Source organism: Ancylobacter novellus DSM 506 (assembly GCF_000092925.1).
Taxonomy (GTDB): Bacteria; Pseudomonadota; Alphaproteobacteria; order Rhizobiales; family Xanthobacteraceae; genus Ancylobacter; species Ancylobacter novellus.
Map to the genome: position 1 here is coordinate 1,843,111 of NC_014217.1, position 23,154 is coordinate 1,866,264.

The 23,154-nt window shown below is 68.7% G+C and carries 19 protein-coding genes; 9 read left to right on the forward strand and 10 right to left on the reverse strand.

Translation table 11 applies throughout. The features are described 5' to 3' along the window. Positions 1-173 precede the first annotated feature (173 nt). The 8 genes from SNOV_RS08850 to mazG all read left to right on the forward strand — a co-directional run bounded on the left by SNOV_RS08850 (position 174) and on the right by mazG (position 8,459). Entirely contained in the window at positions 174-1,247 is a 1,074-nt protein-coding gene (locus SNOV_RS08850) for a septal ring lytic transglycosylase RlpA family protein (RefSeq protein ID WP_013166576.1), read from the forward strand. A gap of 82 nt (positions 1,248-1,329) precedes the next feature. Further along, positions 1,330-2,574: a D-alanyl-D-alanine carboxypeptidase family protein gene (locus SNOV_RS08855; RefSeq protein WP_013166577.1), complete on the forward strand. Its 1,245-nt coding sequence runs from the start codon at positions 1,330-1,332 to the stop codon at positions 2,572-2,574. Positions 2,575-2,576: 2 nt separating this feature from the next. Then, complete coding sequence (gene tmk, locus SNOV_RS08860) at positions 2,577-3,308, forward strand: dTMP kinase (RefSeq protein WP_013166578.1); 732 nt, start codon at positions 2,577-2,579, stop codon at positions 3,306-3,308. Continuing rightward, positions 3,305-4,339, forward strand: a complete 1,035-nt coding sequence (locus SNOV_RS08865; protein ID WP_013166579.1) for a DNA polymerase III subunit delta' — start codon at positions 3,305-3,307, stop codon at positions 4,337-4,339. The genes tmk and SNOV_RS08865 overlap by 4 nt, the downstream gene beginning before the upstream one ends. A gap of 17 nt (positions 4,340-4,356) precedes the next feature. Continuing rightward, positions 4,357-5,931 (forward strand): methionine--tRNA ligase, encoded by a 1,575-nt coding sequence (gene metG, locus SNOV_RS08870; RefSeq protein ID WP_013166580.1) that lies wholly within the window; start codon positions 4,357-4,359, stop codon positions 5,929-5,931. Beyond that, complete coding sequence (locus SNOV_RS08875; protein ID WP_013166581.1) at positions 5,928-6,701, forward strand: TatD family hydrolase; 774 nt, start codon at positions 5,928-5,930, stop codon at positions 6,699-6,701. Before metG ends, SNOV_RS08875 begins: the two co-directional genes overlap by 4 nt. Before the next feature lie 15 nt (positions 6,702-6,716). Then, complete coding sequence (locus tag SNOV_RS08880; RefSeq protein WP_013166582.1) at positions 6,717-7,517, forward strand: MBL fold metallo-hydrolase; 801 nt, start codon at positions 6,717-6,719, stop codon at positions 7,515-7,517. A gap of 108 nt (positions 7,518-7,625) precedes the next feature. Then, positions 7,626-8,459, forward strand: a complete 834-nt coding sequence (gene mazG, locus SNOV_RS08885; RefSeq protein WP_013166583.1) for a nucleoside triphosphate pyrophosphohydrolase — start codon at positions 7,626-7,628, stop codon at positions 8,457-8,459. Between the two features lie 140 nt (positions 8,460-8,599). On the opposite strand, the gene hflX is transcribed toward mazG, so the two are convergent. The 10 genes from hflX to dusB all read right to left on the reverse strand — a co-directional run bounded on the left by hflX (position 8,600) and on the right by dusB (position 21,790). Further along, positions 8,600-9,991 carry a GTPase HflX gene (gene hflX, locus SNOV_RS08890; protein ID WP_013166584.1) on the reverse strand — a complete coding sequence of 464 codons (1,392 nt, stop codon included), beginning with the start codon at positions 9,989-9,991 and terminating at the stop codon, positions 8,600-8,602. A 2-nt stretch (positions 9,992-9,993) separates the two neighbouring features. Further along, the gene (hfq, locus tag SNOV_RS08895; protein WP_013166585.1) at positions 9,994-10,245 is read right to left on the reverse strand and encodes an RNA chaperone Hfq; all 252 of its coding nucleotides are present in this window, start codon (positions 10,243-10,245) and stop codon (positions 9,994-9,996) included. 183 nt (positions 10,246-10,428) lie between these two features. Next, positions 10,429-11,289: a D-amino-acid transaminase gene (locus SNOV_RS08900; protein WP_013166586.1), complete on the reverse strand. Its 861-nt coding sequence runs from the start codon at positions 11,287-11,289 to the stop codon at positions 10,429-10,431. 22 nt (positions 11,290-11,311) lie between these two features. Then, positions 11,312-12,760, reverse strand: a complete 1,449-nt coding sequence (locus tag SNOV_RS08905) for a TrkH family potassium uptake protein (RefSeq protein WP_013166587.1) — start codon at positions 12,758-12,760, stop codon at positions 11,312-11,314. A 153-nt stretch (positions 12,761-12,913) separates the two neighbouring features. Continuing rightward, on the reverse strand, positions 12,914-14,290 hold the full coding sequence (gene trkA / locus SNOV_RS08910; RefSeq protein ID WP_013166588.1) for a Trk system potassium transporter TrkA: 1,377 nt from the start codon (positions 14,288-14,290) through the stop codon (positions 12,914-12,916). Positions 14,291-14,411: 121 nt separating this feature from the next. Next, complete coding sequence (ntrX, locus tag SNOV_RS08915) at positions 14,412-15,779, reverse strand: nitrogen assimilation response regulator NtrX (protein ID WP_013166589.1); 1,368 nt, start codon at positions 15,777-15,779, stop codon at positions 14,412-14,414. Between the two features lie 12 nt (positions 15,780-15,791). Beyond that, positions 15,792-18,053 carry a sensor histidine kinase NtrY-like gene (locus tag SNOV_RS08920; protein ID WP_041782129.1) on the reverse strand — a complete coding sequence of 754 codons (2,262 nt, stop codon included), beginning with the start codon at positions 18,051-18,053 and terminating at the stop codon, positions 15,792-15,794. Between the two features lie 124 nt (positions 18,054-18,177). After that, entirely contained in the window at positions 18,178-19,623 is a 1,446-nt protein-coding gene (ntrC, locus tag SNOV_RS08925; RefSeq protein WP_013166591.1) for a nitrogen regulation protein NR(I), read from the reverse strand. A gap of 8 nt (positions 19,624-19,631) precedes the next feature. Beyond that, positions 19,632-20,762 carry a two-component system sensor histidine kinase NtrB gene (locus tag SNOV_RS08930; RefSeq protein ID WP_013166592.1) on the reverse strand — a complete coding sequence of 377 codons (1,131 nt, stop codon included), beginning with the start codon at positions 20,760-20,762 and terminating at the stop codon, positions 19,632-19,634. After that, a complete protein-coding gene (gene dusB, locus SNOV_RS08935; protein WP_013166593.1) occupies positions 20,759-21,790 on the reverse strand; it encodes a tRNA dihydrouridine synthase DusB in 1,032 nt (343 codons plus the stop codon). Before dusB ends, SNOV_RS08930 begins: the two co-directional genes overlap by 4 nt. A gap of 187 nt (positions 21,791-21,977) precedes the next feature. On the opposite strand from dusB, the gene SNOV_RS08940 reads away from it, so the two are divergent. Beyond that, positions 21,978-23,153, forward strand: a complete 1,176-nt coding sequence (locus tag SNOV_RS08940) for a bifunctional 2-C-methyl-D-erythritol 4-phosphate cytidylyltransferase/2-C-methyl-D-erythritol 2,4-cyclodiphosphate synthase (RefSeq protein ID WP_086012044.1) — start codon at positions 21,978-21,980, stop codon at positions 23,151-23,153. Position 23,154: the final 1 nt, after the last annotated feature.

The following is a 23,154-nucleotide window of genomic DNA, read 5'->3' on the forward strand; positions in this document are numbered from 1 at the left end:
GATGGGCGATGCGCCGCATTTTCGCCTCACTCGGGCAGCCTCCTGAAGGACAAGGAGTGGGATCATGGCTATCTTGGCCATTGATCTTGGGTGAGGTGCGCTCGTCCCTTTCTGGTCTGCGCGATCAATGACGCAGGCTGCGGGGCAGGGCGCGGGATAAGCGGTCGGGGTGAATGGGGACGATTCCAGCTCTTGTACGAGCCACCGGCCTTGTCTCGGCACGCGGAGCCGCCATCCGGCTCGGCCGCATCGCGGCGCTGTGCGGCATCGGCCTCGTCGTTGCCAACTGCAGTGGCGGCAACAAGCTCTCCAGCCGGATCGACCCCAAATACGGCGTCTCTGCCAGCCCGCGTGTCATCGCCTTCGGCCAGCCGGTCCCCAAGGGCGGCGGCACCTATCGCGTCGGCAAGCCCTATGTCGTCGCCGGCAAGACCTATGTGCCGGCCGAGCCGACGAATTATCGCACCGAGGGTCTCGCCTCCTGGTACGGCGACGACTTCCACGGTCGCCTGACCGCCAATGGCGAAATCTTCGACATGCACTCCATCGCCGCGGCGCATCCGACGCTGCCGATGCCATCCTATGTGCGTGTGACCAATGTGCAGAACGGTCGCTCGATGGTGGTGCGCGTGAATGATCGCGGTCCCTATCACGGCAATCGCGTGATCGACGTCTCGCAGCGCGCCGCCGACCTGCTCGGCTTCAAAGGCCGCGGCACCGCCCGCGTGCGGGTCGAATATGTCGGCCGCGCGCCGCTCGAGGGTTCGGACGACGTCCAGCTCGCTTCGACGCTGCGCACCAACGGCAAGCCAGCCGCCATGCCGAACGTGATGGTCGCCTCCGCCGGTCCGCTGCGCGGCACCATGGCTTCCGTGCCGGTGCCGCCGAGCCGGCCGTTCGATCTCGGCGACGATGCCGAGGAGCAGGTGGCGCGGGCGCCTGCCGCTCCCGGCCCGGTCGCCCCGGTGCGCGTCGCCTCCAAGCCCCGTCCGGCCACGATCGCCGCCGCGCCGCTGCCGGCGCCGGCCATGGTTCCGGCCAAGCCCGCCCCGACCCGCCCGGTGCAGGTGGCGAGCTGGCAGCCGCCAGTCCGCACCACTCCCGTGCGCACCGCGCCGCCGGCACCCACCGCCCAGCCGGCCGCCTCGGGCGCGCCCACGGGCTGGGTCGTCGGCGCGCAGCCGGTCCTGGGCTATGCCGCCCCTGGCATCGACACCACGGTCGATACCGGCCGCGGCCTCTACTGATTTCCCGTCCGCCCACGCGCCGCATTGCGGCGGCCCCCGCCGGCTGCTAACTCTGCCTTGAGCCGGGGGAGGGTTGTTGAGCATGCTGCGCACGATGAGCCCCGACCAAAGCATTCCCGGCGGGACCGCCGCCCTCCGGACGGTCCTTCTCGCCTCTTTCGTCCTGTTCTGCCTTGCCGCCTTCGTGCTGCCCGCGCTCGCGCAGACGCAGCCGGAGATTGCCGCGCCTCAGGCGATCCTGATGGATTTCGAGAGCGGCACGGTGCTGTTCGAGAAGGCCGCGGACACGCAGAGCGCACCAGGCAGCATCGCCAAGCTGATGAGCCTTGCCGTGATCTTCCGCGAGATCACCGAGGGCCGGCTGTCGCCCGACACCGAGTTCAAGGTCTCCGAATATGCCTGGCGGCGCGGCGGCGCGCCCTCTGGCGGCGCCACCATGTTCGCGGCGCTGAACAGCTCGATCAAGGTCAGCGACCTGCTGCGCGGCGCCATCATCCCGTCCGGCAACGACGCCACCATCATCCTGGCCGAAGGCATCTCCGGCAACGAGCTCGGCTTCTCGGTGAAGATGAACGAGGAGGCCAAGCGTCTCGGCCTCACCGGCTCCAGCTTCCACAATTCCAACGGCCTGTCCGATCCCGACCAGAAGACCACGGCGCGGGACATGGCGAAGATCGCCACCCACATCATCCGCGACTACCCCGACCTCTATAAGATCTTCAGCGAGCCGGACTTTCTCTGGAGCAAGATCCGCCAGAGCAACCGCAACCCGCTGCTGGGCATGAGCCTCGGCGCGGACGGCTTCATGACCGGCTACCTGAAGGAAGGCGGCTTCAATCTCGTCGGCTCGGCGGTGCAGAACAACCAGCGGCTCATCGTCGTGATCCTCGGCGGGAAGAGCGAGAAGGAGCGGGCCGAGGACGCGCGCAAGCTGCTCGAATGGGGCTTCCGTTCCTTCGAATCCCGCCTGCTGTTCGAGCCCGGCCAGATCGTCGGCGAGGCGACGCTCTATGGCGGCGAGCGCGGCGGCGCGCCGCTGACCGGAACCGGGCCCATCCGGGTGCTGGTGCCGCGCAGCGGCGATGAGCGCGTCACCGCCAAGATCCGCTTCGACGGCCCGATCCGGGCGCCGGTGGAGAAAGGCCAGCAGCTGGCCCAGCTCGACGTCTATCGCGGCGACCAGCTGGCGCTGGCGGTGCCCTTGATCGCCGCCGAATCCGTGCCGGAAGGACCGCTGTGGCGCCGCGCCATGGACGGCGCCTATGAGCTGGTGGTCGGCCTGCTGCGCCAGGGCTACGCCAAGCTGACCAGCGCCGCGACAAGCTGAGCATGCCGCCGCGCAAGACCGACAAGGCCGAGAAAGCCGACGGGAACGTCACGGCGCTGCGCCGCGCGCGCGCGCCGGCGCCCGGCCGCTTCATTACCTTCGAGGGCGGGGAGGGCGCCGGCAAGTCGACGCAGGTGCGGCGGCTGCGCGAGAAGCTCGCCGAACTCGGCATCGAGGCGGTGGCCACGCGCGAGCCCGGCGGCTCGACCGGCGCCGAGATCATGCGCCATCTCATCCTCTCCGGCGCCGCCAAGCCGCTCGGCCCGCTCGCCGAGGCGGCGCTGTTCGCCGCCGCCCGCGCCGACCATCTCGACGCCACCATCCGCCCGGCGCTGGCCCGCGGAGCCTGGGTGGTCTGCGACCGCTTCGCCGATTCCACCCGCGCCTATCAGGGCGTGCTCGGCAATATCGATCCGCGCCTCATCGCGGCGCTGGAGGAGGTGACGGTCGGCGACACCCGGCCCGACCTCACGCTGATCCTCGACATTCCCGCGGAGGAGGGGCTGTCCCGCGCCTCTGCCCGCTCAGGGGTTGCCGCCGACCGCTTCGAGAGCGAGGGGGTGGGCTTCCACCGCCGCCTGCGCGAGGCGTTCCGCGCGCTGGCCGAGAATGAGCCGCAGCGCTGCGTGCTGATCGATGCCCGCCCCGACGCCGACACGGTAGCCGAGGCGATCTGGACGGCGGTGCAGGAGCGGCTGCGTCCCGCCCAGCCCCGCCGGAGGGCACGCCGGTGAGCGAAGCGGCCCCCGAAGGCGACCGCTTCGGCACCGCCCCTGCGCCGCGGGAGCGCACGCGGCTCATCGGCCATGAGGAAGCGCAGACCATGGTGCGCGCCGCCTGGGACGCCGGCCGGCTGCCGCATGCGCTGCTGCTCGGCGGGGCGGAAGGCATCGGCAAGGCGACGCTCGCCTACACGATCGCCCGCTTCGTATTGTCCGGCGGCGCCGCACCGGCGCATTCGCTCACCGTTGACCCGTCCCACCCGGCCGCGCGGCAGGTGGCGGCGCTCTCCCATCCCGACCTTCTGGTGCTGCGGCGCGTGCCGAACGACAGCGGCAAGCTGCCCTCGATGATCCCGGCCGAGCAGGTGCGCAAGGTGCGCTCCTTCTTCGGCTCTACGGCGGCGCTGGGCGGCTGGCGGGTCTGCATCGTCGACACGCTCGACGAGATGAACGCGCAAGGCGCCAACGCGCTGCTGAAGACGCTGGAGGAACCCCCGAGCCGCTCGCTCTTCCTGCTGGTCAGCCACGCGCCGGGCCGGCTGTTGCCGACCATACGTTCGCGCTGCCGCATGGTGCCGCTGCGCGCGCTTACCGGCGAGGAGGTCGTCGCGGCGCTGGAGGACCTTGCCGACGTCCTGCCAGACCTCGACCGCTCCCGCTTCACCGAGGCGGCGGAAGCCTCCGGCGGCAGCGTTCGCGAGGCGCTGAGCCTGCTCTCCGGCGACGGGCTCGCCGTGCGCAACGCGACGAGCGTGCTGCTCGACAGCTTGCCCGATGTCGACCCGAAGGCACTGCACGCGCTCGGCGAGAAGCTGCAGGGCGACCGGGGAGGGGCGCTGGAAAGCTTCGTCTCGACCGTCGAGGACTGGGTCTCCGACCACGCCACCGGGCGGCGCCAGAGCACCGCCGTTCGCCTTGCACGGCTGCCGGAGGTGTGGGAGAAGGTTCGCCGCGCCGCGGTCGACGCCGACGTGTACAATCTCGACCGCAAGACCCTCGTCTTCCGGATCTTCGCGTCGCTCGACGAGGCCGTGCGCCCCTGACAGCGCGGGAGCCGGACGTGCCGCAGGAACCGACCGTGAAGCCCGCCTTCTACATCACCACCGCCATCGACTATCCCAACGGCGCGCCGCATATCGGCCACGCCTATGAGAAGATCGCCGCCGACGCCCTCGCCCGCTTCAAGAAGCTGGACGGCTACGACGTGTTCTTCCTCACCGGCACCGACGAGCACGGGCTGAAGATGGCGCAGACGGCCGAAAAGCAGGGCCTCACGCCGATCGAGTGGGCGACGAAGAATGCCACGCGCTTCAAGGAGATGGACGCGCTTCTTGGCGTGGATTACGACCGCTTCATCCGCACCACCGACGAGGACCACATCCTCTCCTCGCAGGCCATCTGGCAGCGCATGGTGGAGGCGGGCGATATCTATCTCGGCGCCTATTCCGGCTGGTATTCGGTGCGCGACGAGGCCTATTACGCCGAGGACGAGACCACGGTGAATGCCGACGGCGTGCGCCTCGGCCCGCAGGGCACGCCGGTCGAGTGGACCGAGGAGAAGAGCTATTTCTTCCGCCTCTCGGCCTATCAGCAGAAGCTGCTCGACTATTACGACGCGCACCCGGATTTCATCCGCCCGGACGTGCGTCGCAACGAGGTGACGAGCTTCGTCAGGAGCGGGCTGCAGGACCTCTCGATCAGCCGCACTACCTTCACCTGGGGCATCCCGGTGCCGGGCGACGAAGCGCATGTGATGTATGTGTGGGTCGATGCGCTCACCAACTACATCACCGGCGTCGGCTATCCCGATACGGACAGCGCGAGCTTCAAGCGCTTCTGGCCGGCAGACCTGCACATCATCGGCAAGGACATCATCCGCTTCCACGCGGTGTACTGGCCGGCCTTCCTGATGTCGGCGGGCATCGCGCCGCCCAAGACCGTCTTCGCCCACGGCTTCATCCATAACCGCGGGGAGAAGATGTCGAAGTCGGTCGGCAACGTCATTGATCCCTTCGACCTCGCCAAGGCCTATGGCGTCGACGCGCTGCGCTATTTCCTGCTGCGCGAGATCCCGTTCGGCCAGGACGGCTCCTACAGCCACGAGGCCATCGTCGCGCGCACCAATGCCGACCTCGCCAACGACCTCGGCAACCTCGCCCAGCGCTCGCTGTCGATGATCGCCAAGAACCTCAGTGGCACGCTGCCGTCGCCCGGCCCATTGGCGCCGGATGACGCGGAAATCCTCGCCTCGGCCGATGCCATGGGGCCTAAGGTGCGCGAGGCGATGGAGGCGCAGCAGATCCACCAGGCGCTCGGCGTGATCTGGGCGGTGGTGGCGGACGCCAACCGCTACTTCGCCGCGAGCGCGCCCTGGGAATTGCGCAAGACCGATCCCGAGCGCTTCGGCACCGTGCTGTGGACCACCGCCGAGGTGATCCGCCAGGTGGCGCTGCTGGCGCAACCCTTCGTGCCGACAAGCGCAGCCAAGCTGCTGGACCTGCTCGATATTTCCTCCGACGCGCGCGACTTCGCCAGCCTCGGCGGGGCCGGGCGCTTGGCCGGCGGCACCGTGCTGCCTGCACCGGCGCCGGTGTTCCCCCGCTATGTCGAGCCCGAGGCGGCGAGCCCGGCATGATCGTCGACAGCCATTGCCATCTCGACTTCCCGGACTTCGCCGCGGAGCTCGATGCCGTCGTCGAGCGGGCCCGCGCGGCCGGCGTCGGCCGGATGGTGACCATCGGCACGCGCATTCGCCGGGCGGGCGAGGTGAGGGCGATCGCCGCGCGCTTCGGCGACGTGTTCTGCTCGGTCGGCACCCATCCGCACAATGCCGGCGAGGAAGCCGACATCACGCTCGACGAGTTACTGAGCGAAGCTGACCATCCCAAGGTCGTCGCCATCGGCGAGGCGGGACTCGACTATCACTACGACCTCGGTCCGCGCGAGGCGCAGCGCGCCGGCTTCCTCAGGCATATCGAGGCGTCCCGGCGCACCGGCCTGCCGCTGGTCATCCACGCCCGCGAGGCCGACGACGACGTCGCCGCGATCCTCGAAGACGAGAGCGGGAAGGGCGCCTTCCCCTTCGTGCTGCACTGCTTCACCGGCAGCGCCGACCTCGCCCGCCGTGCCGTGGCGCTGGGCGGCTATGTGTCCTTCTCCGGTATCCTCACCTACAAATCGGCCGCCTCGCTGCGCGAGATCGCGGCCGAATTGCCGGCCGAGCGGCTGCTGGTGGAGACCGACGCGCCTTATCTCGCGCCGGGCCCCTGGCGCGGCAAGCGCAACGAGCCTTCCTATGTGGTCGAGACCGCCCGTATACTGGCGGAAACTCGCGGCGTGACGCCGGACGAGATCGCCGCGCGCACCACCGAAAACTTCTTCCGCCTGTTCTCCCGCGCATCCTGAAGGCTCATCGACGGCATGGCGTTCACCTTCACCATTCTCGGCTGCGGTTCCTCGGGCGGGGTGCCGCGCGTCGGGCAGGGCTGGGGCGCCTGCGACCCGAAGGAGCCGCGCAACCGCCGCCGGCGCTGTTCCATGCTGGTGGAGCGCTTCGAGGACGGCGGGGACAAACCGACCCGGGTGCTGATCGACACCTCACCGGATTTGCGCGAGCAGTTGATCGACGCCGAGGTCGACCGGCTCGACGCCGTGCTGTTCACCCATGAGCATGCCGACCACACCCACGGCATCGACGACCTGCGCCCGCTGACCATCATGCACCGCCGGCGCATCGACGTTCATCTCGACGCCGAGACCTCGGCACTGCTGCACACGCGCTTCGGCTACTGCTTCGAGACACCGCCCGGCAGCGACTATCCGCCGATCCTCAACGAACACCGCTTCCAGGCCGGCGATACCATCCGCGTCAATGGGCCGGCCGGGCCGATCGAGGCGCAGGCCTTCCGGCAATATCACGGCTCGATCATCTCCTACGGCTTCCGCATCGGCGACCTCGCTTATTCGAGCGACCTGCACGACCTGCCGGCGGAGAGCCTGCCTTATCTCGAAGACCTCGACGTCTGGATCGTCGACGCGCTGCGCATCACGCCGCATCCGACGCATTTTTCGCTGAGCGAGGCGCTGGCCTGGATCGAGCGGATGAAGCCGCGCCGCGCCGTGCTGACCAACCTGCACACCGATCTCGACTACGACAGGCTGATGCGCGACCTGCCGGAAGGCGTGACCGCCGCCTATGACGGCATGAAAATCACGCTCTGACAGATAGTTGTGTCCGAAAGCTCAGAAATATCGGCGTTAGGAACCACGTCGATGTTTTCCATAATATGTCTTATGCGACTCGTAGACATGCGGTTCCGGAGCTAGAACGTGACGCCCTCCCGCGACATCTCCCGCCTCCTCGAGATCATGGCGGCGCTGCGCACGCCGGTCACCGGCTGCCCCTGGGACCTGAAGCAGGACTTCGCCTCCATCGCGCCCTACACCATCGAGGAAGCCTATGAGGTGGCGGACGCCATCGCCCGCGGCGACCTCGACGATCTGTGCTACGAACTCGGCGACCTGCTGTTGCAGGTCGTGTTCCACGCGAGGATGGCGCAGGAGCAAGGCGCCTTCGATTTCGGCGACGTGGTGAATGCCGTCACCACCAAGATGGTCCGCCGGCATCCCCATGTGTTCGGCGATGCGCGCGGGCGCGACGTGGCGGCGGTGAATGCCGCCTGGGAGGCGATCAAGGCCGAGGAGAAGGCCGAGCGCGTCGAGCGCCGTCGCCGGCACGGCCTGCCGCCCGAGCCGGAGCAGGGCCGTACGCTCGACGGCGTGCCGGCCGGGGCGCCCGCCCTCACCCGCGCGGTGAAGCTGCAGAACAAGGCGGCCAAGGTCGGCTTCGACTGGCCGCATGTCCGGCTGGTCCTGGACAAGATCCGCGAGGAGATCGCCGAGGTCGAGGCGGAAATCGATTCCGGCGACCGCGAGGCTGCGGCCGGCGAGGTCGGCGACCTGCTCTTCGCGCTGGCCAACCTCGCGCGGCATCTCGACGTCGACCCGGAAGCCGCGCTGCGCGGCACCAACGAGAAATTCGTCCGCCGCTTCGCCCATATCGAGGACACGCTCGCCGAGAATGGCCGCCGCCCGGCGGATGCCAGCCTCGACGAGATGGAGGCGCTCTGGCAGGCGGCGAAGACGGTGGCCCCGAAGGAGTAGGGCGCTCGGGCGCCCTGCCCTTTGTCCGGCCGCGCCTTCTTCAGGTCGTCATCCCGGCCGAAGCGCAGCGGAGAGCCGGGATCGCTCTCCATTCGGGTCACAGTCCCGGATCGGCCTAACGGCCGTCCGGGATCACTGGCCTATTGGCCCGCCCCCTTGATCCGCTTTGCCCCAAACCGCCGCTCTATGTGCTCGGCGCGGTCCGGCGGCACGCGCACGGCGAGGTGCAGCCGTCCGCCCTCGTCCTCACGCCGTTCCAGCACCTCGCTGTGGCGGTAGAGCCAGCTCAGACCCCGTCCGTCCGCCGCATCGAGGTCGACGCGCAGGCTCACCCGCTCGCGCGCCAGCCTCTGGCCGATGGCGACGAGGAGGGCGTCCACGCCTTCTCCGGTCAGCGCCGAGACGGGGATCGGCCGCGCATCGCCCTCGCGCCGCTCAGCGGTGTTGAACAGGCGCGCCCTGCCCTCCTCGTCGAGCCGGTCGATCTTGTTCCACACCTCGATGACGCGGTGGTCGTCCTCGGGATCGATGTCGAGATCGGACAGCACCGCCTCGACGTCATGCGCCTGCGCCTCCGCATCCTCGTGCGACATGTCGCGCACATGCAGGATGAGGTCTGCCTCAATCACCTCCTCCAGCGTGGCGCGGAAGGCGGCGACGAGCTGCGTCGGCAGGTCGGAGATGAAGCCCACCGTGTCGGAGAGGATGATGCGCTCGCCGCTCGGCAGCTGCACGGCGCGCAAAGTCGGGTCGAGCGTGGCGAAGAGCAGGTCCTGCGCCATCACGTCGGAGCGCGTGAGCCGGTTGAACAGCGTCGACTTGCCGGCATTGGTGTAGCCGACCAGCGCGACCACCGGATAGGGCACCTTCTTGCGGCTGGCGCGATGCAGCGCGCGGGTGCGCTTCACCTGCTCCAGCTCGCGCTCGATCTTCAGGATGCGCTCGCCGATCAGCCGGCGGTCGGCCTCGATCTGCGTCTCGCCGGGGCCGCCGAGGAAGCCGAAGCCGCCGCGTTGGCGCTCCAGATGCGTCCAGGAACGCACCAGTCGGCTGCGCTGATAATTCAGGTGGGCGAGCTCGACCTGCAGCACGCCCTCTTTGGTGCGGGCGCGCTGGCCGAAAATCTCCAGAATGAGAGCGGTGCGGTCGATCACCTTGGCCGACCACGCTTTTTCGAGGTTGCGCTGCTGCACCGGCGTCAGCGGCGCATCGACGAAGACCAGCCCCGCCTCCTCCGCCTTCACGACGCCGGCGATCTCCTCGACCTTGCCGGTACCGAGATAGGTCGCCGGCCGCAGCTGGGTGAGGCCGACCAGCATGCTCGCGACCACCTGCAACCCGTCGATGGCGAGGGCGAGGCCGACCGCCTCCTCCAGCCGCGCCTCCGGCGAGCGGCGATGGTCGTCCTCCCCTGCCCCGCGGCGGGCGAGATTGGGCACGATGACCACGACCCGCGTGTCATCGCGGGCCTCCTCGCCGTCCGCCGCCGGCAGGCGGGCGTCGCGCGAGCGCCTGGAACCCTTGGGTTCCAACCTCAGCCCTTCTCGCCGGTCTCGTCCGGCTCGAAGAGCTGGACCGGATGGCCGGGCATGATGGTGGAGATGGCGTGCTTGTAGACCAGCTGCGAATGGCCGTCACGGCGCAGCAGCACGCAGAAATTATCGAACCAGGTGACGACTCCCTGGAGCTTCACGCCGTTGACCAGGAAGATGGTGAGCGGCGTCTTGTTCTTGCGGACGTGGTTGAGAAAGGTGTCCTGGAGGTTCTGGGAACGTTCCGCGGCCATGTTTTTTGATCCGTTTGTTTGTTGTTGCTCGTAGTCGGCGCGGTCGGCTTCAGCCCTGCGCTCCGTCCGGGAGCGGACAGGCATGAAGACGTGCACGGTAAACATGGCACACCATGCCTATCGCGCAAGATGCTTTCACTCGCATACTTCCATTTGACCAATTCGAAGCTGCTTCAGCCTGCTTCAGTCGGCGACCTCCGCTACCTGGTGGAAGGTCTCGCGCAAGGCGCGGGCGACCGGCCCGGGCCTGCCCTCGCCCACCGGATGACCATCGATTCGCACCACCGGCATGACGACGGTGCTCGCGGCGGTGATGAAGGCCTCGCGCGCGGCGAGCGCCTCGGCGACGGTAAAGGCGCGTTCCTCGACGCGCAATTGCAGCTTCTCGGCGACCTCGAACACCACAGTGCGGGTGATGCCGCGCAAGATGCCGGCCTCGGCCGGCCGGGTGACGATACGCCCCTCGGCGGTGACGATCCAGGCGTTGGTGGAGCCGCCCTCGGTCACCCGCCCTTCCTTGTCGACGAACCAGGCCTCGCGCGCGCCGGCGGTCTTGGCCTGCTCCTTGGCGAGCACATTGGGCAGCAGGCCGACGGTCTTGATGTCGACGCGATCCCAGCGGTTCTCCGGCACGGTGATGACGCCGACGCCCTGCGCGGCCGATGCTTCCGCCCTGGCCGGGTCGCTGGCGCGCGCCGTCACCACGATGGACGGCGGCGTCGACGGGTCGGGGAAGTAGTGGTCGCGCCGCGCCACGCCGCGCGTCACCTGCAGATAGACGATGCCGTCGCGCACGCGGTTGCGTCTTATCGTCTCGCGCAGCACCACGCCGAGCGCGGCGAGCGGCATGGGCAGGCGGATATGGATCTCACCGAGCGAACGCACGAGCCGCTGCATGTGCCGGCGCTCATCGACCATCTTGCCGCCGCGCACCTCGCAGACCTCGTAGACGCCGTCGGCGAACTGGTAGCCGCGGTCCTCAACATGCACCGCCGCCTCGGCATGCGGCACGTAGAGACCATTCACATAGGCGATGCGCGACATAGTCAGGTCCGTCCCGGCGGCGTCAGCGCCGCCACAGTGCGAAGTTGGCGAGGCCCAGCACGACGAGGATTTCCAGCCGGCCGAGAATCATGGCGATGGCGAGTATAGTCTGCGCATAGGCCGGCAGCGCGCCCCATTCCGGCCAGGCGACCTCAGTGCTCCAGCCGGCGGCATAAACCGGCCCCATATTGCTCATCGCCGCGACAATGGAGACGAAGGCGGCCTCGAAGCTCGGCATGGCCGGGGCGATCGCCGCCGATAGCGCCGCGATCGTCATGCAGGCAATGCCGAACATGATCCAGATCGCCTTCATCATCTGCAGCGTCACGTTCTGCTGGCCGAGGCGGCGCGGATGGATGGCGTTGGGGTGCACCAGCCGCTCCAGCTCCAGATAACTCTGCAGCATCATGATGCCGGCGCGGTAGATCTTGATGCCGCCGGCAGTGGAGAAGCTGGCGCCGCCGACGAAGACGATGGCGATGACCAGCGTCAGTGGCAGGCTGGCGAAGGAGCCGGCGTGCGGCTCGATGCCGGTCGTCGTCACCAGCGAGACGGCGGTGAACATGCCATCCTCCAGCGCCATCGGCAGGGCGATCTCGCCGAGCGGCACCCGGTAGCTCATGGCGGCCACGGCGATGCCGATGACGAAGCACAGGGCGATGAGCACGAGGTTCTCGTACTGCCCGAGCGCGAGGCGGATACGGCGGGTCAGCAGCATACGGTGCCACAGCACACTGGTGCCGCCGACCAGCATGAAGACGATCAGCACCAGCTTCACGGCGAAATGGCCATAGGCGGGGATGCCGTCGGAATCCGGCAGCAGGCCGCCGGTCGACAGCGCCGAGCCGGCGAGCCCGAGCGCGTCGAACATGCGCACGCCGACGGCGAAGAGCATGAGCGTGCAGAGGATGGTGGCGCCGAGATAGATCGGCAGCACCAGCCGCAGCGCGTCGTCGAGCGCGGTCTGTTCGGTGACGCCGAGCAGGCTGGCACGGGCGCTGCGATCCGGCAGGCCGCCAATACCCGCCGGACCAAGCACTGCAACGAAGCCGACGAGGGTGAGAAGGCCCCCGGCCCATTGCAGCGTCAAGAGCCAGCCGAGAGTGGCGCGCGGCACGTCGGCGATGTCGTGCACCTGCACCGCGCCGGTGGTAGTGAAGGCGGACACCGCCTCCAGCCAGGCATCGACCGGCCCGAGCGAGGTGGTGGCGGCGATGGGGATAGCAGCGATGACCGGCACGCCGAACCAGAGCACGACGAGCAGGCCGTAGGCGCCGAGCCGGTCGAGACGATTGCCGCGGTTGCGCACCGACAGATAGACCGCGCCGGCGCCGAACACGGTCAGCAGCGCGGTCATCAGGAAGACGTCCGCGCCGTCCTCGTTGCGGAACAGCGCTACCAGCGCGGCGATCAGCAGGAAGCCGGCCATCACCCCGGCGGTGAGCGCGCTGTGGCGGGCGACCGCGATCATTTCCCACCCCGCCGATCTGACCGGACAACATCATCCTGAGGTGCCCGGCCAGCGGCCGGGCCTCGAAGGATGCTCATCGGGTTACGCGAAGCGACCATCCTTCGAGGCTCGCTGCGCTCGCACCTCAGGATGACGGTGCACATCGATGGGACCTCAGAAGAACTCGAGACTCACCCGGAAGAGCTGCTCGACCCGCTTCACCTTGTCGGCGAGGGCGAACATCACCACCCGGTCGCGCGCCTGGATGACGGTGTCGCCGCGCGGCAGCAGCACCCTGCCCGCCCGGATCACAGCGCCGATGCGCATGCCGTCGAACAGATCGAGTTGCTTCAGCGGCGTGCCGACCAACGGCGAGGTCTCCAGCGCCTCCGCCTCGATCACCTCGCCAGCGCCGTTCAGCAGCGAGTGGACGCCGCGGATGCGGCCCTTGCGGACATATTGCAGGATCTTGGAGACGGTGATCTGGCGCGGGTTCACATAGGCGTCGATACCGAGCCCGCGGGCGAAGGTCGGGTAGGCCGGATCGTTCAGCAGCGAGAGCATGCGCTTGGCGCCGAGCTCCCGCGACATCAGGCAGGAGAGAATGTTCACCCGGTCGTCATTGGTGACGGCGATCACCGTGTCGGCGTCGCCGACGGCGGCCTCTTCCAGGATGGTGCGGTCGAGCGCGCTGCCGCGCAGCACCACGGTGCGCGAGAGCTCCTGCGCCACGGCTTCCGCCCTGGCCAGATTGTCCTCGATGATCTTCACCCGCGCCTTCGGATTGCGCTGCTCCAGCTCGCGCGCGACGTAAAGGCCGATATTGCCGCCGCCGCCGATGACGATGCGCTGCGCCGGCCGCTCGTCATGGCCGAACAGAGTCAGCGTGCGGTCCACCTGGTCGCTCTGGGCGGTGAAATAGGCGAGGTCGCCGGCGAGCAGCGAATCCGTCGAGCGCGGCACGAAGGTCTTGCCGTTGCGGTTCACGGCGACCACAACGGCCCGCAGATCCGGGAACAGGTCGGTGAGCTGGCGCAGCGGCGTGTCGAGGAGCGGGCAGTCCTCCTGGCAGCGCACGCCGACTACCACGACATTGCCGTCGGCAAAGCTCACCGTGTCGACGGCGCCCGGCAGCGAGAGCCGGCGCAGCACCATCTCGCCGACTTCCAGCTCCGGCGAGATGACGACGTCGATCGGCAGGTGGTCGCGCGAGAACAGGTCGCGCCAGTGGCCCTGCAGATAGCTCTGGGCGCGCACGCGGGCGATCTTGGTCGGAACGTCGAACAGCGCGTGGCCGACCTGGCAGGCGATCATGTTGACTTCGTCGTGCAGGGTGACGGCGATCATCATGTCCGCCGCCTCCAGCCCCGCGCGGGCCAGCACGTCCGGATGCGAGCCGTGGCCGACGAAGCCACGCACGTCGAGCGTGTCGGTCACCGCCTGGATGAGGCGCGGCGAGGTGTCGATGATGGAGACGTCGTTCTGCTCGGCCGCGAGCCGCTCGGCGATGCCGAACCCGACCTGCCCCGCGCCGCAAATGACGACCTTCATGAAGACCCCGCTCGGACCGACCCGGCACCGGGGTACCCTCCGGCGCCTCGGCGCATCTTGTTCGATTCCACTCTATAGCAGCTTCGCGGGCGTGCGCAGCGCCGTCCGCGGCATCGTATGCTCAGCCGATGCCGAGCGCCTTCAGCTTGCGGTGCAGCGCCGAGCGCTCCATGCCGACGAACTCGGCGGTGCGCGAGATGTTGCCGCCGAAACGGCTGATCTGCGCCACCAGATATTCGCGCTCGAACACCTCGCGGGCGTCGCGCAGCGGCAGGCCCATCAGGTGCTCGCCGCCATTGCCGCTCGGCAGGCTCGGCACGAGCGAGCCGACATCGGGGGGTAGCATGTCCGCCGTCACCGCCGCCTCGGCGTCGCCCGCGGCGAGGATCAGGAGCCGCTCGATGTTGTTGCGCAGCTGGCGCACATTGCCCGGCCAGTCATGCGATTGCAGCACAGCGAGCGCGTCGTCGGCGATGCGCCGGCGGGCAAGGCCGGTGGCCTGCGAGATGTGCTCCAGGAAAAACTCGACCAGCTCCGGCACGTCCTCGCGCCGCTCGGCGAGCGGAGGCACGCGGATCGGCACCACGCCGAGGCGGTGGTAGAGGTCCTCGCGGAACCGGCCTTCCGCGATCTCCTTCTCGAGGTTGCGCGCGGTCGAGGAGATGATACGCACATCGACCGTGACGCGCGTCGAGCCGCCGACGCGCAGGAAGTTCTGGTCGACCAGCACGCGCAGGATGCGGTTCTGCGTCTCGCGCGGCATGTCGGCGATCTCGTCGATGAACAGCGTGCCGCCATGCGCCTCTTCCAGCGCGCCGACCTGCCGTCCCTGCCCGTCCGTCGCCTCGACGCCGAACAGCTCGATCTCCATACGCTCGGGCGTGATGGCCGCGGCGTTGATCACCACGAACGGGCCGTTGGCGCGCGCCGAGGCGGCGTGGATCATGCGCGCCGTCAGCTCCTTGCCGGAGCCGGAGGGGCCGACGATCATGATACGGCTATTGGTCGGTGCGACGCGCTCTATCGACTGGCGCAACTGGTTCATTACCGAGGAACGGCCGACGAGCTGCTGTGCCACCGGGGTGCGCTGCTTGAGGTCGCGCACCTCGCGCTTCAGCCGCAGCGTCTCCAGCGCGCGCTCGGCGACGAGGATGAGCCGGTCGGAGTTGAACGGCTTTTCGATGAAGTCGTAGGCGCCCTGCTTGATGGCGGCGACCGCGGTCTCGATGGTGCCATGGCCGGAGATCATCACCACCGGCACTTCCGGGTGGTTCTTCTTGATCAGCTCCAGCAATTGCAGGCCGTCGAGCTTGGAGCGCTCCAGCCAGATGTCGAGGAAGACGAGATGCGGGCGCCGCGACTCGATGGCGGCGAGCGCCTCGTCGCTGTCCTTGGCGGTGCGGGCGCCGTAGCCCTCGTCCTCCAATATGCCGGCCACCAGCCCGCGGATGTCGGCCTCGTCATCGACGATCAGAATGTCGGTCGCCATGAGCTGTTCTCCTTAGCCGGCCAGCCGGGCGGAGGCGGCATCGCCATCGCCGTCAGTATGGGCGGTCGGGCCGCCGTCGCGCGCAAAGCGCAGGCGTATCCACGCGCCGCGCCCGCCCGGCGCGTCGTCGAGCTCGATGCCGCCGCCATGCTCTTCCATGATCTTCCCCACAATCGCGAGACCGAGCCCGGTGCCTTTCTCGCGGGTTGTCACATAAGGCTCCAGCAGCCGCGCCCGGTTCTCGGTGGGCAGCCCCTTGCCATTGTCGATGACGTCGATGGTCACCATCCGCTCGTCGGCATGGACGGCAACCTTGATGCGCGGTGGCTCGTTCCGCTCCTCGGGCGGAACGGCGGCCAGCGCCTCGGTGGCGTTCTTGATGATGTTGGTCAGCGCCTGCGAGATCAGCCGGCGGTCGAAGCGGGCCACGACGGGATTCTGCGGCACATCGAACTCGATGGCGATGTCCGGATTGCCCACCCGCATGAGGAAGACCACCTGCCGCGCCGTCTCGCCGAGGTCCTGCGCCTCGGCCACGGGCTTGGGCATGCGGGCGAAGGAGGAGAACTCGTCCACCATGCGGCCGATGTCGCCGACCTGACGGATGATGGTCTCGGTGCACTGGTCGAAGACCTCGCGGTCCGCCTCGATCACCTTGCCGTAGCGCCGGCGCAGCCGCTCGGCGGAGAGTTGGATCGGCGTGAGCGGGTTCTTGATCTCATGGGCGATGCGCCGCGCCACGTCCGCCCAGGCGGATGAGCGCTGGGCGACGACGAGCTCGGTGATGTCGTCTAGCGTCACGACCCAGCCATGCTCGGCCTCACGCGACTGTTCGGTGGTGACGCGCACCGCGATCACCCGGTCGCGGCCATCGCGGGTGAGCGTGGTGTTGCCCTGCACGCTGCGCTCGCCCGCCTCCATCGCCTGCGCCAGCAGCGAGGCGATTTCCGGAATCACCGCGCCGAGCTCGTCGCCGAGCACCTCGGCCTCGGTGACGCCGAGCAGCTTCTCGGCTGGGCGGTTGATGATGGAGATGCGCCCGAGCGAATCCACGCCGATTACGCCGGCGCCGACACCGGACAGCACCGCCTCGGTGAAGCGGCGGCGGCTATCGATCTGGTCGCGCGCCTGCACCAGATCGTCGCGCTGGGTGCGCAGTTCCTGCGTCATCTTGTTGAAGGTCTCGGCGAGGCTCGACAGGTCGCCCTCGGCGCGGCGCACCGGCACCTCGACATAGAGGTTGCCGGCGGCGACGAGGTCGGCGGCGCCGATGAGGCGGCGGATCGGCGCCACCAGCCGATTAGCGAAATGGATGCCGAGCCACACCGCGCAGAGCAGCACGGTGAGCGAGATCACCGCATAGAGCACGGCGAAGGCCACCTGCACGCCAACCCGCTGCTGTTCGAGATTGCGGTAGTCGACGACGGCGGCCTGCGTCTCCTTGAGATAGTCGATCACCTTGGGGTCGACGGCGCGGGCGACGTAGAGATAGAGGTCGCCGAAATCCTTGAGCGGGATGACCGCGCCGACATAGTCGGCGTCCCCCGGCAGATAGATGAGCGGCTGCTCCTCGGTGGCGTCCTTGAGTGCGAGGTTCGGCGGCACCACGAATTCGCGCCCGACCCGGATGGTGGCACGGTCAATGATCTGGAGATCGTGGTTGATGATCATCGCGGCGGGCAGCCCGCGCACCACCGCCTGCGCCGTCAGCGCCTGGCGGAAGCGGCTACGGTCCTGGTCCCACAGCGGCCGGATGCGCTGGAGGTCGCGCGCCATGCCGAGGACGTCGCCGCGGATCGAATAGGCATGCTCGCGCACATAGGTCTGGGCCACGGAGACGGCGTTGTCGACGATGGCCCGCGTGCGCACCGAGAACCAGCGGTCGAGGCCCTTGTCGAGCGTGATGCTGGCGAGTACCGCGACGAGGATCGCCGGCACCACCGCGACGATGCCGAACAGCGCGACGACGCGCACATGCAGCCGCGCCGCCGCCCTGCCCCGTTTCCGGGCCTTGACGATGCGCCAGACCTCGCGGCCGATGATGCCGACCAGCACCAGCGACATGAAGCCGTTGAGGCACAGGACGATGATGACCACGTCCTGCGAGGGCACCAGTGGCGTGATGCCGATCAGGATGACGAAGCTCGCCAGCGCCATGAGCAGCGCCAGCAGCACCGCGAGCGGCGCCAGCCCCCACAGCGAGAAGCGGAATCCCATCGCGCCGAGGTCCAGCGCGTCGTCCCTGTTCGGCCCGCGTGTCGAAGCGTCGCTCATCGCTCACCAGTAGTGGCGGCCGAGAATCAGCGCGCCTCAGTGATGCAGTGATACGACACTGGTGCAAAAATGTGACATTGACGAACCGCCCCCGCCTTATTTCGCGGGGAACGGTCCCAATAAGTCACCGGCTGGTGCGGATTATCTGGATATCGAGGTCGCGGATCTTCTTGCGCAGCGTGTTGCGGTTGAGGCCCAGAAGCTCCGCGGCCTTGATCTGGTTGCCGCGCGTCGCCGCGAGCGCCGCGGAGAGCAGCGGATACTCCACATCCTTCAGGATGCGGTGATAGAGGCCGGGCGGCGGCAGGTTCTCACCGAAGCCGCCAAAATAGGTATTGAGGTGGCGCTCGACCGACGAGGACAGCGTCTCGTCCTGCCCGGTCTCCTCCGGCGCGTTGGTCGCGACCGGCGTCGACAGCTCCGCCTCGATGATCGAGCCGGTGATCACCTCCTGCGGATAGAGCGCGGCGAGGCGGCGGATCAGGTTCTCCAGCTCGCGCACGTTGCCGGGCCAGCGGTAGCGCTTCAGCCGGTCGAGCGCGGCGGCATCGATCTGCTTGCGCGGCAGCCCTTCCCGCTCGGCCTGGAGGAAGAAGTGGCGGGCGAGGTCCGGCACGTCCTCAGTGCGCTCGCGCAGCGGCGGCAGGCGCAGCGGCACGACGTTCAGGCGGAAGAACAGGTCCTCGCGGAACAGACCCTGCTGGATGAGGATGCGCAGGTCCTTGTTGGTGGCGGCGACGATGCGCACGTCTGTCTTGATCGGGGTCCGCCCGCCGACCGTGGTGTACTCGCCCTGCTGGAGCACGCGCAGCAAGCGGGTCTGCGCCTCCATCGGCATGTCGCCGATCTCATCGAGGAACAGCGTGCCGCTCTCGGCCTGCTCGAAGCGGCCGGCCGAGCGGGCATTGGCGCCGGTGAAGGCCCCCTTCTCATGGCCGAACAGCTCGGATTCGATGAGGTCGCGCGGGATCGCCGCCATGTTGATGGCGACGAACGGCCCGTTGCGGCGCTTGCCGTAGTCGTGCAGCGCGCGGGCGACCAGTTCCTTGCCGGTGCCGCTCTCGCCGGCGATCATCACGGTGAGGTCGGTCTGCATCAGCCGCGCCAGCACGCGGTAGATGTCCTGCATCGCCGGCGAGCGGCCGACGAGCGGGATGTTGTCGGCGTCCTCGCCGAGAGTGCGCAGCGCGTTTTCCGGCTTTTTGGGCTCGGACAGCGCACGGCCGACGATGGAGATCAGTTCCTTCAGGTCGAACGGCTTGGGCAGGTATTCATAGGCGCCCTTCTCCGAGGCGCGGATCGCCGTCATGAAGGTGTTCTGCGCGCTCATGACGATGACCGGCAGCTCCGGGCGCACCTTCTTGATGCGCGGCAGCAGGTCGAAGGCGTTCTCGTCCGGCATCACCACGTCGGTGATGACCAGGTCACCATCGCCTTGGCTGACCCAGCGCCACAGCGTCGCCGCGTTGCCGCAGGAGCGCACCTCGTAGCCGGCGCGCGACAGGGCCTGATTGAGAACGGTGCGGATGGCGGCGTCGTCATCGGCAACGAGGATGCTTCCCGTCGGCATGGGCGTTCTCAACTCTTCTCGCTACCGCGGCTAGCGCGATACATGGGCATGAGGACACGGAAGGTGGTGCGGCGCGGCTGGCTGTCGCATTCGATGATGCCGCCATGGTCGCCCACGATCTTCGCCACCAGAGCGAGGCCGAGGCCTGTGCCGGTCGGCTTGGTGGTGACGAAGGGATCGAAGAGGTGGGGCATGAGATCCTCGGGCACGCCGGGACCATTGTCCTTCACGCAGAACTCCAGCGGCAGGCTCACCCGCGCCGGCGCGCCGGGCACCATGAGGCGCACGCCGGGACGGAAGGCGGTGGTGAGCTGGATCTCGCCATCGGGAGCATCGCCAATGGCTTCGGCGGCGTTCTTCACCAGATTCAGGAACACCTGGACGAGCTGATCGCGGTTCGCCAGCACCGGCGGCAGCGAAGGATCGTATTCCTCGACGATGCGGATGTTGCGGGCGAAGCCCGAGCTCGCCAGCGTGCGCACATGGTCGAGCACGGCGTGGATGTTCACCGGCTCGCGCTCGATCGGCCGCTCGTCGGAGAACACTTCCATCCGGTCGACCAGCTTGACGATGCGGTCGGCCTCGTCGGTGATCAGCCGGGTCAGCGAACGGTCGTCGTCGCTGGCGGAGAGCTCGAGGAGCTGCGCCGCGCCGCGAATGCCGGAGAGCGGGTTCTTGATCTCGTGCGCCAGCATGGAGGCGAGTGCGGTGACCGAGCGCGCCGCGCCGCGATGGGTGAGTTGACGGTCCATCTTGTCGGCGATGGTGCGCTCCTGGAGCATGATCACCACATGCCCCTGCACCTCGGGCAGCGGCGCGACATGAATGTCGACGATGCGCTCGCCGCCATTGCGCGGCGTGCCGAGATCGACACGATACTCGTTCACCGCCGCGCCGCGCGTGCGCACCTGCTCGACCAGCGACAAGATCGGGCTGCCGAAGGGCACGAATTCCTGCAGCCGGTGGCGGGTCAGCACCGCCAGGGACGCCTCGAAGAAGGCTTCGGCCGCGACATTGGCGTCGACCAGCCGGTCGTCCTCCGCCACGGTGATGACCGGATGCGGCAGGGCGTTCACCACGGCTTCGGCGGTCGCGCTGCCGGCGCGTTCGCCGGAACGTTGCGAGGGGACCGAACTCATGCCGCGGCTCTCCATGCGAGGTCGTCATAGGCGTCACGGATGCCGGCGATGACGCATGCCGGGTCTTCCAGCGTGAGCAGGCGCTGGCGCCAGCCCTTGGCCGCCTCGGGCGGCCGGCCGGCGCTCGCCGTGGCGGCGGCCAGAGACCAGCCGATATGCTTGCGGGCGCAGCGCATGCCGAGCTCACGGCCGTAATGGGTCAGCCAGCCCTCATAGAGCTCGACCAGCACGTCGTGCTGCTCGTCGAGGCCGGGATCGGCCGGCGTGCGGCCGCTGCGCAGGCGCTCGACGACCTGGCCCGGAAACCAGGGCCGGCCCTGCGCGCCGCGGCCGATCATCAACCCGTCGGTGCCGGACGCCGCCAGCATGGCGGGCGCATCCTCGGCTTCGACGAGGTCGCCATTGGCGAGGACGGGAATGCTCACCGCCTGCTTCACCTGGCGGATCGCCGCCCAATCGGCCCGGCCGGTATAGAACTGGCAGCGCGTGCGGCCATGGATGGTGACGAGCTGCACGCCGATCGCCTCGGCGCGGCGGGCGAGCTCGGGAGCGACAAGCACATTGTCGTCCCAGCCGAGGCGGGTCTTCAGCGTCACCGGCACCTTCACCGCCGCCACCACCGATTCGATGATCGATGTGGCGAGGTCGAGGTCGCGCAGCAGCGCCGAGCCCGCGAGGCCCGTCGTCACCCGCTTGGCCGGGCAGCCCATATTGATGTCGATGATGGCCGCCCCGGCGGCCTCCGCGATCCGTGCGGCGCGCGCCATGGAGGCCGGCTCGTTGCCGGCAAGCTGCACGGCGTGCAAGGCGACGCCCTCGCCTTCCGCCCGCAGCACCGTCTCCTCATGGCCGGTTTCCAGCGCGGCGGAAGCCACCATCTCGGACACGGCGAGGCTGGCACCGTAGCGTAGCGCCATGCGTCGCATGGGGGCATCCGTGATGCCGGCCATGGGCGCGAGCACGACGGCACCGGGCAGCGCGACCTTGCCGATTGTCAGATTCGCGGTGGCGGAAACGGAAAGGGTCAAACGGTGATCACTCGATGCACATTAAATGAGCCCGACCGGCTGTGCCTATATAATAGCCACGCCGCGACCGTCATCAACCCTTCTGTATGGCTTATGCCAAATCTTTTGCAATTAGGGGCCGCTTTTGCGCTAAACGGGACGCGAGGGCAAGGCTTTGCTGCTGAAGCGGCAGTCAGCGGATGAACGGGTGCATACGGACATGCGGACGGACGTGATCGTGGTCGCGGCAGGGCGCGGCCAAAGAGCGGGCGACGGCATGCCGAAGCAGTACCGCACGGTGGGCGGCGAGCCGGTGCTTCGCCGCACCCTCGCCCGCTTCCTCGGCCAGCCGGGCATCCGTTTCGTGCAACCGGTGATTTCACCCGACCATGTCGAGCTCTGCGCCTCCATCGTCGCCGGGCTTCCCGGCGTACTGCCGCCCGTTGCTGGCGGCGCGACGCGGCAGGCCTCGGTGCGGGCGGGGCTGGAGGCGCTCGCGGGCGACCCGCCCGACCTCGTGCTGATCCATGATGCCGCACGACCTTTCGTCTCAGCGCGCCTCGTCGCCGACGCCATCGCGACCGCCGCGGAGCATGGCGCGGCCGTGCCGGCGCTGCCGCTGGTCGACACGATCAAGGCGCTCTCCGCGCCGGGCTTCGTCGCCACCGGACCGGACCGCGACCGCATCCGCAGCGTGCAGACGCCGCAATCCTTCCGCTACGATCTTATCCTTGCCGCGCACCGCGCGCAGGCCGACGCCGGCGACCTCACCGACGACGCCGCAGTGGCGGAAGCCGCCGGCCATCGGGTCGCGACCTTCCCCGGCGACCCCGCCAACGTCAAACTCACCACGCCTGAGGATTTCGTGACCGCCGAACGCAACGCCGCCGCCCTCGTCGATATCCGCACCTCGACCGGCTTCGACGTCCACGCCTTCGGGCCGGGCGACCATGTGTGGCTCGGCGGCGTGCGCATCCCGCACGAATTCGGCCTCTCCGGCCATTCGGACGCCGACGTGGTGCTGCACGCGCTCACCGACGCGCTTCTGGGCACCATCGGTAGCGCCGATATCGGCCACCATTTCCCGCCCTCCGACCCGCAATGGAAGGGCGCAGCCTCCGACCGCTTCCTCGCCCATGCGGCGGCGCTGGTACGCGAGGCCGGCGGACGGATCGCCCATCTCGATGCCACCGTCATCTGCGAGGCGCCGAAGATCGGCCCGCACCGCGAGGCGATGCGTGAGAGGATCGCCGAGATTGCCGGCATCCCGGTGGCGCGCGTCAGCGTCAAGGCGACGACCAGCGAACGGCTCGGCTTCACCGGCCGGCGCGAGGGCATCGCCGCGCTGGCGGCGGCGACCGTGCGCCTGCCCTGGGTGGATTGAG